Source organism: Actinotalea sp. JY-7885, from assembly GCF_014525465.1.
Taxonomy (GTDB): domain Bacteria; phylum Actinomycetota; class Actinomycetes; order Actinomycetales; family Cellulomonadaceae; genus Actinotalea.
Genome location: NZ_JACEXH010000128.1, coordinates 1 through 9,943, shown reverse-complemented (window position 1 = coordinate 9,943; position 9,943 = coordinate 1). Strand labels below are relative to the sequence as shown.

Here is a 9,943-nt window from a genome sequence, read left to right as displayed (position 1 = left end):
TTCGGCGTGGCGCGGGCGGAGGTGGAGGCGCGCCCCGACGACTGGGCGGCGTGGTTCCGCCTCGGGTTCGCCTACGACGCCGCGCGGGACCGCCGACGGGCCCGCGAGGCGCTGCGCCGCGCCGCGTCGCTGTACCGCGCCGCCGGGCGCCCGTAGCGCCTCAGATCTCCGCGACCCAGCGGTGCTCGGCGACCGCGCGGGTCGCGGCCTCGTCGGCGCTCACCCCGAGCTCGCGCGCGGCGCCGTCGGGCCCGAGCCCGGCCGAGCCGAGGAACTGCGCGCGCCCCTCGTCGCCGTCGAGCACCCAGGTCTGCAGGTGGGTCGCCCCGCCGTCGCGCGCGAGGTCCACGCACGCCGCGAGCAGGCGCGAGCCGTGCCCGGCACGGCGGACGTCGGGGTCGACCTCGAGGGCGACGACCTCGACGGCCCCGGCCGCCGGTGCGTCGGCGCGCTCCGGCGGCACGGCCACCGGGACGCTGGCCGCGAAGCCCACGACGCGCGGCCCGTCGCATGCGACGAGCACGTGGTGGTCGCGCGTGGGCGGTTGCGTGATGGCCGCGGCCCACTGCCGGCGCACGGCCATGACGTCGAGCTGCTCGAGCACGGCCTCGCCGAGCGTCGCCGCGTGCGTGGCGCGCCAGGCGCGGAGCTGGACGCGGGCGATCGCGGCCTCGTCGTCGGTCGTGGCGGGGCGGACGGACACGTCCGCGGTCTCACGGAAGAGCGCCATCAGCGGGCGCTCGGCGTCGGGTTCTGCTGCACCACGGCAGCATGACCGCTGCTCCGGACCCGTGTCGAACCGGCCCCGGGCGTCGCGCGGCGTCGCCGCGAGCCCGCGCGGGCCGCCCTCACAGGGCGCGGAGCACCGCCGCGACGACCGCCGCGAGCACCACGACGACGATGAAGGGCGCCCGCAGCGCGAGCGCGACGGCCGCGACCGCGACCGCGACGAGCCGCGCGTCGACGATGACCGCCGAGTCGGTGGTGGTGAAGGTCTGCACCGCGACGAGCGCGGCGAGCAGCGCGACCGTCACGAGTCCGGCCACCCGCGCGACGCGCGGCTGCTCCAGCCAGTGGGTCGGCACGCGGTGGCCGAGCAGCTTGGTGGCGAAGCAGAGGGCGGCGGCCGCCAGCACCGCCACCCAGGTCGCGGCGTAGGGGCTCACGCGTGCCCTCCCGGGTCGGTCGCGGGTCGTGCCGGTGCGCGCAGGCGCGGGCCGGGGTCGCGCCAGCCGAGGACCACGGCGACGACGGCCGCGGCGAGCACCGGGACGCCCGCGGGTGCGACAGGGGTCAGCGCGAGCGCGACGACGGCCGCTCCGGCCGCGACGACCTGGGCGGCCCGGCTCGCGAGGCGGGGCCAGAGCAGCCCGAGGAACGCGGCGGCCGCCGCCGCGTCCAGCCCCCAGCGCCGCGGGTCGCCGAGGGCGTCGCCCACGACGGCGCCCACGACCGTGAACAGGTTCCAGAGCACGAGCACGCCCAGCCCGGCCCACCAGAACCCGACGCGCGCGAGCGTCGGCGTCGGCTGCGCGGTGGCCACCGCCGTCGACTCGTCGATCGTCACGTGGGCGGCGGCCAGCCGCCGCAGCCCTGCGTAGCGCAGCAGGGGCGCAAGGACGGCGCCGTACAGCGCGTTGCGGGCACCGAGGAGGACGGCGGTCGCCACCGCGGCCCCGCCGGCGCCGCCCGCACCGAGGACGCCGACGAAGGCGAACTGGGAGCCGCCCGTGAACATCAGCAGGCTCAGGGCCATGGTCTGCCAGAGGTCGAGACCCGCGGCGACGGACAGGGCGCCGAACGAGATCCCGTAGACGCCCGTCGCCGCGGCGACGGACAGCGCCTGGCGGACGGCGGCACGGCGCGCGACGTCGTCGGGCCCGGGTCCGTCGTGCGCAGGGCGTGGGGGAGTGCGGGTCACAGCGCGACGTAGACGGTCTCGAGGTACTCCTCGATGCCGGCCTCGCCACCCTCGCGCCCGAGCCCGGACTGCTTCACGCCGCCGAAGGGCGCGCTCGCGTCGGACACCATGCCGCGGTTGATCCCGATCATCCCGGCCTCGACGCCCTCGGCGACGCGCAGGGCGCGGGAGACGTCGCGCGTGTAGGCGTACGCGACGAGGCCGAACTGCGTGGCGTTAGCGAGCGCGAGCGCCTCGTCCTCGGAGGTGAAGGTGACGACCGGCGCCACCGGGCCGAAGATCTCCTCCCGGACGGCGCGCGTCCCGGGGTCCACGCCCGCCAGCACGGTGGGCGCGAAGAAGTGGCCTCGCAGCGCGGCGTCGTCGGGCCGCCCGCCGCCCGTGGTGACGCGGGCGCCGGCGTCGAGCGCCTCGGCGACGACCTCACCGACGCGGTCCACCGCGCGCGCCTCGATGAGCGGGCCGACGGTGACCCCCTCGCGGTGGCCCGGGCCGACGACCAGCCGCTCGAACGCGGCCGTCAGCCCGGCGGTGAACTCGGCCGCGACGGACTCGTGCACGAGGAAGCGGTTGGCGGCCACGCACGTCTGGCCGGCGTTGCGCATCTTGGCGGCGACCGCGCCCTCGACCGCGGCCGGCACGTCCGCGTCCTCGAACACGAGGAAGGGCGCGTTGCCGCCCAGCTCCATCGACGTGCGGAGCACTCCGTCGGCCGCGCCGCGCAGCAGGATCCGCCCCACCTCGGTCGAGCCGGTGAACGACAGCTTGCGCAGCCGGGCATCCGCCAGGAGCGGCTCGACCAGCGCGGACGACGACGACGTCGGCACGACGTTCACGATGCCGGTCGGCAGGCCGCGCTCGGCGAGCACCTCGCGGACGACCTCGGCGAAGAACGCCGTCGTCAGCGGCGTCAGGGCGGCGGGCTTGACGACGACCGGGCAGCCCGCGGCCAGGGCCGGCGCGATCTTGCGCGTGGCCATCGCGAGCGGGAAGTTCCACGGCGTGATGAGCAGCGCGGGCCCGACCGGGCGGCGGAGGACCAGCTGGTGGTTCGCCCCGCCGGGCGCCGTGCGCGCCAGGCCGCCCACGCGGACGGCCTGCTCGGAGTACCACCGCACGAACTCGGCGCCGTAGGCCACCTCGGCGCGCGACTCGGCGAGCGGCTTGCCGCCCTCGGCGGTGATGAGGTCCGCGACCTCGTCGGTGCGCGCCACGAGGCGGTCGAAGACGGTCCGGAGCACGTCCGACCGCTCGCGCGGCGAGGTCGCCGCCCACGCCGGCAGCGCCGCGTCCGCGGCCGTCAGCGCCGCGAGCCCGTCCTGCGGCGAGCCGTCGGCGACCTCGGCGAGCAGGTCGCCGGTCGCCGGGTCGTGGACGTCGAAGGTCCGCCCGGTCGAGGCCTCGCGCCACGCGCCGCCCACGAGCACGCCCGTGGGCACGTCGAGCGGGAGGCTGCCGGACCGCGCGACCAGCTGCACGTTCGCCATGGCGCCAGTATGGCCCTGGGAGCGGGTCGCGGCGGCCCCTACGATGAGCGCCATGGCGCCCGTCCCCACCCCCTACGAGGACCTGCTGCGGCACGTGCTCGAGCACGGCACCCCCAAGGCGGACCGCACGGGGACGGGGACGCGCAGCGTCTTCGGCCACCAGATGCGCTTCGACCTGCGCGAGGGCTTCCCCCTCGTCACGACGAAGCGCGTGCACGTGCGCTCGATCGTCCTCGAGCTGCTGTGGTTCCTGCGCGGCGAGTCGAACGTGCGCTGGCTCCAGGAGCAGGGCGTGACGATCTGGGACGAGTGGGCGGCGCCGGACGGCGAGCTCGGCCCGGTCTACGGGGTCCAGTGGCGCTCGTGGCCCACGCCCGACGGCGGCCACGTGGACCAGATCACCCAGGTGATCGACCAGATCCGCCGCGACCCCGACTCGCGCCGGCTCATCGTCTCCGCCTGGAACGTCGCCGACATCCCGCGGATGGCGCTCGCGCCGTGCCACGCCTTCTTCCAGTTCCACGTCGCCGACGGCCGGCTCTCGTGCCAGCTCTACCAGCGCAGCGCGGACCTCTTCCTCGGCGTCCCGTTCAACATCGCGTCCTACGCGCTGCTGACGCACATGGTGGCCCAGCAGACGGATCTCGAGGTCGGCGACCTCGTGTGGACCGGCGGTGACTGCCACATCTACGACAACCACGTCGAGCAGGTCCGCGAGCAGCTCTCGCGCGAGCCGTTCGCGCCGCCGCGGCTCGAGCTGCGCCGTGCGCCGTCGATCCTCGACTACGCCTACGACGACGTGCAGGTCGTCGACTACCGGCACCACCCCGCCATCAAGGCCCCGGTCGCCGTCTGATGGCGGGACGACCCGCGTCGATCGGCCTCATCTGGGCCCAGTCGGCCGACCGCTGCATCGGGCGCGACGGCGACCTGCCGTGGCACCTGCCCGAGGACCAGGCCCACTTCCGCGAGATCACCACCGGCAGCCCGGTGATCATGGGGCGTCGGACGTGGGAGTCGCTCCCGGAGCGGTTCCGTCCCCTGCCGGGGCGCCGCAACGTCGTCCTGAGCCGGCAGCCCGGCCTCGAGCTGGACGGCGCCGACGTCGTGCCCGACGTCGCCGCGGCGGCCGCGCTCGCCGCGGGGGTCACGGCGTGGGTCATCGGCGGCGAGCAGGTCTACACGCAGTTCCTGCCGCTCGCCGATCGCATCGAGATGACGCAGATCGACGTCATGGTGCAGGGCGACACGCGTGCGCCGACCCTGGACCGGGGATGGCGGCTCGCCACCCGGTCGCCGCACGAGGGGTGGCACACGTCACGCACGGGCCTGCGCTACCGGTTCCTCAGCTTCGTCCGGGAGTCGGGCGGGGACGGACTCCCGGAGCAGCGTCGGACCCCATCGCGGTAGTTTGCTGCCATGGCCCCCACGACTCCCGACGCAGCGGCGACGCCCACGCGACCGTTCGGAGCCCTCCTCACCGCGATGGTGACCCCGATGTCGCCGGACGGCAGCGTCGACCTCGACGCCGCCGCGCGGCTCGCGACGCACCTCGTCGACCACGGGCACGACGGCCTCGTGCTCAACGGCACCACCGGCGAGGCGCCGACCACCCACGCGCCCGAGAAGGCCGACCTCATCCGCGCGGTCGTCGACGCGGTCGGCGACCGCGCCGTGGTCGTGGCCGGTGCCGGGTCCAACGACACCGCGCACGCCGTCCGCATGGCCGAGCAGGCCGCCGAGGCGGGAGCCCACGGGCTCCTCGTCGTGACCCCGTACTACTCGCGCCCGTCACAGGAGGGGATCTACCAGCACACGGTCGCCGTCGCCGACGCGACCGACCTGCCGGTGATGCTCTACGACGTGCCGGCACGGACCGGGGTGCGCTACAGCCTCGCGACGCTCGAGCGGCTGGCGGCCCACGACCGGGTCGTCGCCGTCAAGGACGCGACGGGCGACGTCGTCGGCGCGCTCCGCGCCATCGAGGCGACGGGCCTGGCGTACTACTCGGGCGACGACGCCTTCCTGCTCCCCTTCCTCGCCGTCGGCGGGGTCGGCCTCGTGGGCATGGCGTCGCACCTCGTCGGTGACGAGCTCGCCGCGGTGATCCGCGCCGTGGACGCCGGCGACCTGACCACGGCACGCGAGACCTTCGTCTCGACGCTGCCGATGATCGACCTGGTCTGCGGCAGCGGCAACGGCGCGCTGCGGTCCAAGCTCTCGCTCGCGCTGCTCGGGTTGATCCCGAGCGCGACGATGCGCCTTCCCCAGGCCGCGCCCGACGACGAGGAGGTCGCCCAGGTCCGGGCGGCCCTCGTCGCGGCCGGCCGTCTCGACTGACCCGGAGGTCTGATGTCCCACCCCCACCCCGAGCTCGGGGCCCCGCCCGCACTGCCCGCGGGCGCGCTGCGCATCGTGGCGCTCGGCGGCCTCGGCGAGGTCGGCCGCAACATGGCCGTCCTGGAGTACGACGGTCGCCTGCTCGTGATCGACTGCGGGGTCCTGTTCCCCGAGGACCACCAGCCGGGCGTCGACCTGATCCTGCCCGACTTCGAGTACATCGCCGACCGCCTCGGCGACATCGAGGCCGTCGTGCTCACGCACGGGCACGAGGACCACATCGGCGCCGTGCCGTACCTGCTGCGCATGCGCCCCGACATCCCCCTGGTCGGCTCGCAGCTCACGCTCGCGTTCGTCGAGGCGAAGCTCAAGGAGCACCGCATCAACCCCGTGACCCGCGTGGTCAAGGAGGGGCAGGTCGAGACCTACGGCGTCTTCGAGTGCGAGTTCGTCGCGGTCAACCACTCCATCCCGGACGCGCTGGCGGTCGCCGTGCGCACCGGTGCCGGCACGGTGCTCCACACCGGTGACTTCAAGATGGACCAGCTGCCCCTCGACGGGCGGATCACCGACCTGCGCGCCTTCGCGCGGCTCGGCGAGGCGGGCGTGGACCTGTTCATGGTCGACTCCACCAACGCCGAGGTACCCGGGTTCACCACCAGCGAGCGGGACATCGGCCCCGTCCTGGACTCGGTCTTCGCGGCGGCGGACCAGCGCGTCATCGTGGCGTCGTTCTCCTCGCACGTGCACCGCGTCCAGCAGGTGCTCGAGGCCGCCCACGCGCACGGCCGCAAGGTCGCCCTCGTGGGGCGCTCGATGGTGCGCAACATGACCATCGCGTCGGAGCTGGGCTACCTCACCGTGCCCGAGGGCGTGCTCGTCGACGTCAAGGCCGTCGACGCCCTGCCGCCGCACGAGGTCGTGCTCATGTGCACCGGCTCGCAGGGCGAGCCCATGGCGGCGCTGTCCCGGATGGCCAACCGCGACCACCGCGTCGAGGTCGGCCACGGCGACACCGTGATCCTCGCGTCCTCGCTCATCCCGGGCAACGAGAACGCGGTGTTCCGCGTCATCAACGGCCTGATGCGCCTCGGGGCGAAGGTCGTGCACCAGGGCAACGCCCGCGTGCACGTCTCGGGCCACGCGAGCGCCGGCGAGCTGACCTACTGCTACAACATCCTGCGGCCGCGCAACGTCATGCCGGTCCACGGCGAGGTGCGCCACCTGGTGGCCAACGCGGCGATCGCCGTGCGCACGGGTGTCCCCGCCGACCGCGTCGTGCTGGCCGAGGACGGCGTCGTCGTCGACCTCGTCGACGGTCGCGCGCGCGTCGTGGGCGCGGTCCCGTGCGGGTACGTGTACGTCGACGGCTCGAGCGTCGGCACCATCACGGACGCCGAGCTCAAGGACCGCCGGATCCTGGGCGAGGAGGGCTTCATCTCGATCTTCGCGGTGGTCGACTCCGCGACGGGCAAGGTCATCGCCGGCCCGCAGATCCACGCCCGCGGGTTCGCCGAGGACGAGGCGGTCTTCCAGACCATCCAGCCCGAGGTCGCGCGCGCGATCGAGGAGGCGGCCTCGACGGGGACGGTGGACACCCACCAGCTCCAGCAGGTCGTGCGCCGCGTCGTCGGGCGGTGGGTCTCGGGTCGCCTGCGGCGGCGCCCGATGATCATCCCGGTGGTCGTCGAGGCCTGACCCGGCTCACTCCGCGCGGCCGGCGTAGCGCAGGCCGCGGAACGTCGCGAGGCGCTCCGCCTCGTCGTCGACGGCGGCGTCCAGGTCCGGCGCCCGTCGGTCCCACGGGACCGACGGGCGCACCTGGAGCCGCAGGCTCGACCCGGTGGCGCGCGGCCGCCAGGTCCCGACGACCTCGCCGCCGCGCAGCACGGCGCCCGGCCGTCCCAGGGCCCGCCACAGGTCCGAGCGTGCGGCGGCGTCCGGGACGAGCAGCTCGCGGTCCCGGGCCTGGAGGAACGGGTCCGACGGTCCGAGCAGGTGGACGCGCGCCGGACCGGCGGGCGCCTCCCGCGCGCGCTCCAGCGCGTCGAGGTCGCCGGCGAGCAGCCACCGCCGCTCGCCCTCGAGATCGACCTCGGCCAGCTCGTCGGCGAGCGACGCCCAGTGCCGCCGCACGTCGGCCACCGGGGCCTCGAGGTGCGCCGCGACGTCCGCGGGTCGCGCGGGGCCGTGGAGGTGGAGGTAGGCCCGGACGGTGTCCAGGCGGGCCGGGACGTCGCGGTCCCGCGGCTCGGCCGCGACGAGGGCGGGCAGGGCGTCCAGGTGCCCGCGCCAGCCGGCCACCGGCGTCAGGACGGGCGGCGACGTCCGCGGCTCGAGCTCGAGGCCGGCGTGCAGCGCCGCGAGCCGGAACAGCGACTCGTGGGTGTGCGTCGTCCCGCACGCGGCGCACCACCGCACGTACGCCTGCGGGAGCAGGGGCGTCAGCCGGGAGGAGACCTCGCCCTTCGCCGTCGGTCCGGTGGTGACCTCGCGCATCGCGCGGCCGACGACGACGAGCGCGTCCGTCGCGCTCTGCCCGTCCGCCACGAGGGGCGCCGCGGCGCTCTGCAGGCGGCGACGTGCGTCCTCCTCGGAGAACGGCGCGAGCGCGCGGGCGGCCGCGGGGAGGTCGGCCCGGCGGTAGACGTGCGGCGCCCCGCGCAGCGTCCACGCCAGGGCGAGATCGCGTCCGAGTCCCGCGTCCACGGGTGCGCCGCGCACGGCGAGCGCCCAGGCGGCGGCGTCGGCGCCGGTGTCCTGGACGCCCGCGTCCAGGACGTCCAGACGGTCCCGCCGCCCCCGGGCGTCGAGGTCGAGTCCCTGGGCGGCGGCACGGCGGCGCAGCGCCTGCCCCCGCGACGCCGTCGCCCCGTCGGTCATGGCTGCGCCCCTCGCCTCCCGCGTCCCTGCCACGAGCGTGCCACCGGCGGCCGACGCTGTCAGGGGGCGGCGGGCGGAGGTCCGAGGATCGCCGGGCCGACCGTGCGCAGCAGCCGCCGGTACCGGGCCGCGCGCTCGTCCGGCGTGCCCGGGAGCAGGCCGGCGAGCTCGAGCGAGACCAGGCCGTGGACGTGCCCCCACAGCGCGAGCGCCGGCTCGGTGGCGTCTGCGGGCCCGGGCGGGAGCGCGCGCGCGACGGCGCCCCGCAGCACGTCGAACGTGGGCAGGTCGACGGCCGCGCCGAGCGGGGCGCGCTCGAACATCACGCGGTAGAAGTGTGGCTCGGCGAGCGCGCTCGTCCGGTAGGCGAGGCCCAGCGCGAGCAGGTCGGCGGCGGGGTCGTCGGTGCGCGCCGCGCGGGCGAGGTGGTCCGCGAAGCGGCGGAAGGCCTCGTCGGCGACCGCGGCGAGCAGCGCGTCGCGGCTCCCGAAGAGCGCGTAGACGGCGGAGGCCGACGTCCCGGCGCGCCGTGCGACGTCGCGCACGGTCACCGCGTCCTGGCCGCCCGCCGCGATGACCTCCGAGGCGGTCTCGAGCAGGCGCACCCGCAGCGCGTCGTCGTGGAGCCGGGGCCGGGGCACGCCGCGATCCTACGGTCTTGACCGCCCGAGCAGAACGATGTTTATAACAGTGTTCGCATTCGCAGCGACGTCGGGGGGACCGATGCTCGAGCTCAGCCAGGCCGCCGGCGCGACGGCGGGAGTCGTCCTCCTGACCGTGGTCGCGATCGAGTCGGGCGGCGCGTTCCTCACCGCGGTCGTCACGGGCCGGGTCCCGGCGACCTCCTTCCAGACGAGCTTCTACCGGGCGGGGCACGCCCACGCCGGGGTCCTGGTCACGCTCGGGCTCGTCTGCGTGCTCCTGGGCGAGGCGACCGACCTCGACGGGTTCTGGCGCTGGCTCGGTCAGACCGGCGTGCTCGTCGCCGCCGTGCTCATGCCGGCCGGGTTCTTCCTCTCGGCGCACGGCCCGGGCCGCGACCGGCCGAACCGCTGGGTGGTGCTCCTGCCCGTGGGCGCGGTGGTCCTCGCCGCCGGCGTCGTCACGCTCGGCGTGGGGCTCCTGGCGACCTAGGTCACCCCGACACCGCCGCACGCGCCTCCCCGGGCGGGTCGGGTGCGGCAGGTACGTTGGCAGCATGGCCACCCGTACGTCCGCACCCCGTCCCGCCTCGAGCCGCGCCGCGGCCGAGCGCGGTGGGTCGCGCGGTGGCGCCGCCCAGGGCAAGGCCGCGCGGTCCGGCGGGCGGGCG

At 75.9% G+C, this 9,943-nt stretch carries 11 protein-coding genes; 5 read left to right on the top strand and 6 right to left on the bottom strand.

The genetic code is table 11. The features are described 5' to 3' along the window. Positions 1 to 160 precede the first annotated feature (160 nt). The 4 genes from IDM29_RS11895 to IDM29_RS11880 form a co-directional block, all read right to left on the bottom strand. Positions 161 to 730 (bottom strand): GNAT family N-acetyltransferase, encoded by a 570-nt coding sequence (locus IDM29_RS11895; RefSeq protein ID WP_182113593.1) that lies wholly within the window; start codon positions 728 to 730, stop codon positions 161 to 163. 118 nt (positions 731 to 848) lie between these two features. Further along, positions 849 to 1,166, bottom strand: a complete 318-nt coding sequence (locus tag IDM29_RS11890; RefSeq protein ID WP_182113594.1) for an AzlD domain-containing protein — start codon at positions 1,164 to 1,166, stop codon at positions 849 to 851. Next, positions 1,163 to 1,921, bottom strand: a complete 759-nt coding sequence (locus IDM29_RS11885; RefSeq protein ID WP_182113595.1) for an AzlC family ABC transporter permease — start codon at positions 1,919 to 1,921, stop codon at positions 1,163 to 1,165. The genes IDM29_RS11890 and IDM29_RS11885 overlap by 4 nt, the downstream gene beginning before the upstream one ends. Beyond that, positions 1,918 to 3,408 (bottom strand): NAD-dependent succinate-semialdehyde dehydrogenase, encoded by a 1,491-nt coding sequence (locus IDM29_RS11880; protein ID WP_182113596.1) that lies wholly within the window; start codon positions 3,406 to 3,408, stop codon positions 1,918 to 1,920. The genes IDM29_RS11885 and IDM29_RS11880 overlap by 4 nt, the downstream gene beginning before the upstream one ends. Positions 3,409 to 3,460: 52 nt before the next feature. Here IDM29_RS11880 and IDM29_RS11875 point away from each other — a divergent pair, with 52 nt between their 5' ends. From IDM29_RS11875 to IDM29_RS11860, 4 genes are read left to right on the top strand one after another with little or no spacing between them, the layout of a single operon-like run. Further along, entirely contained in the window at positions 3,461 to 4,264 is an 804-nt protein-coding gene (locus IDM29_RS11875; protein WP_182113597.1) for a thymidylate synthase, read from the top strand. Continuing rightward, entirely contained in the window at positions 4,264 to 4,818 is a 555-nt protein-coding gene (locus IDM29_RS11870; RefSeq protein WP_182113598.1) for a dihydrofolate reductase, read from the top strand. Before IDM29_RS11875 ends, IDM29_RS11870 begins: the two co-directional genes overlap by 1 nt. A gap of 9 nt (positions 4,819 to 4,827) precedes the next feature. Further along, positions 4,828 to 5,748, top strand: a complete 921-nt coding sequence (gene dapA / locus IDM29_RS11865; RefSeq protein WP_182113599.1) for a 4-hydroxy-tetrahydrodipicolinate synthase — start codon at positions 4,828 to 4,830, stop codon at positions 5,746 to 5,748. Between the two features lie 12 nt (positions 5,749 to 5,760). After that, positions 5,761 to 7,446 (top strand): ribonuclease J, encoded by a 1,686-nt coding sequence (locus tag IDM29_RS11860; protein WP_182113600.1) that lies wholly within the window; start codon positions 5,761 to 5,763, stop codon positions 7,444 to 7,446. Positions 7,447 to 7,452: 6 nt separating this feature from the next. Here IDM29_RS11860 and IDM29_RS11855 read toward each other — a convergent pair whose 3' ends face one another. Both IDM29_RS11855 and IDM29_RS11850 read right to left on the bottom strand, forming a co-directional pair. After that, a complete protein-coding gene (locus IDM29_RS11855) occupies positions 7,453 to 8,631 on the bottom strand; it encodes a DNA glycosylase AlkZ-like family protein (protein ID WP_182113601.1) in 1,179 nt (392 codons plus the stop codon). Between the two features lie 59 nt (positions 8,632 to 8,690). Then, positions 8,691 to 9,272, bottom strand: a complete 582-nt coding sequence (locus IDM29_RS11850; protein WP_182113602.1) for a TetR/AcrR family transcriptional regulator — start codon at positions 9,270 to 9,272, stop codon at positions 8,691 to 8,693. Positions 9,273 to 9,354: 82 nt separating this feature from the next. Here IDM29_RS11850 and IDM29_RS11845 point away from each other — a divergent pair, with 82 nt between their 5' ends. Continuing rightward, a complete protein-coding gene (locus IDM29_RS11845) occupies positions 9,355 to 9,765 on the top strand; it encodes a hypothetical protein (RefSeq protein WP_182113603.1) in 411 nt (136 codons plus the stop codon). The last annotated feature ends 178 nt before the right edge of the window (positions 9,766 to 9,943 follow it).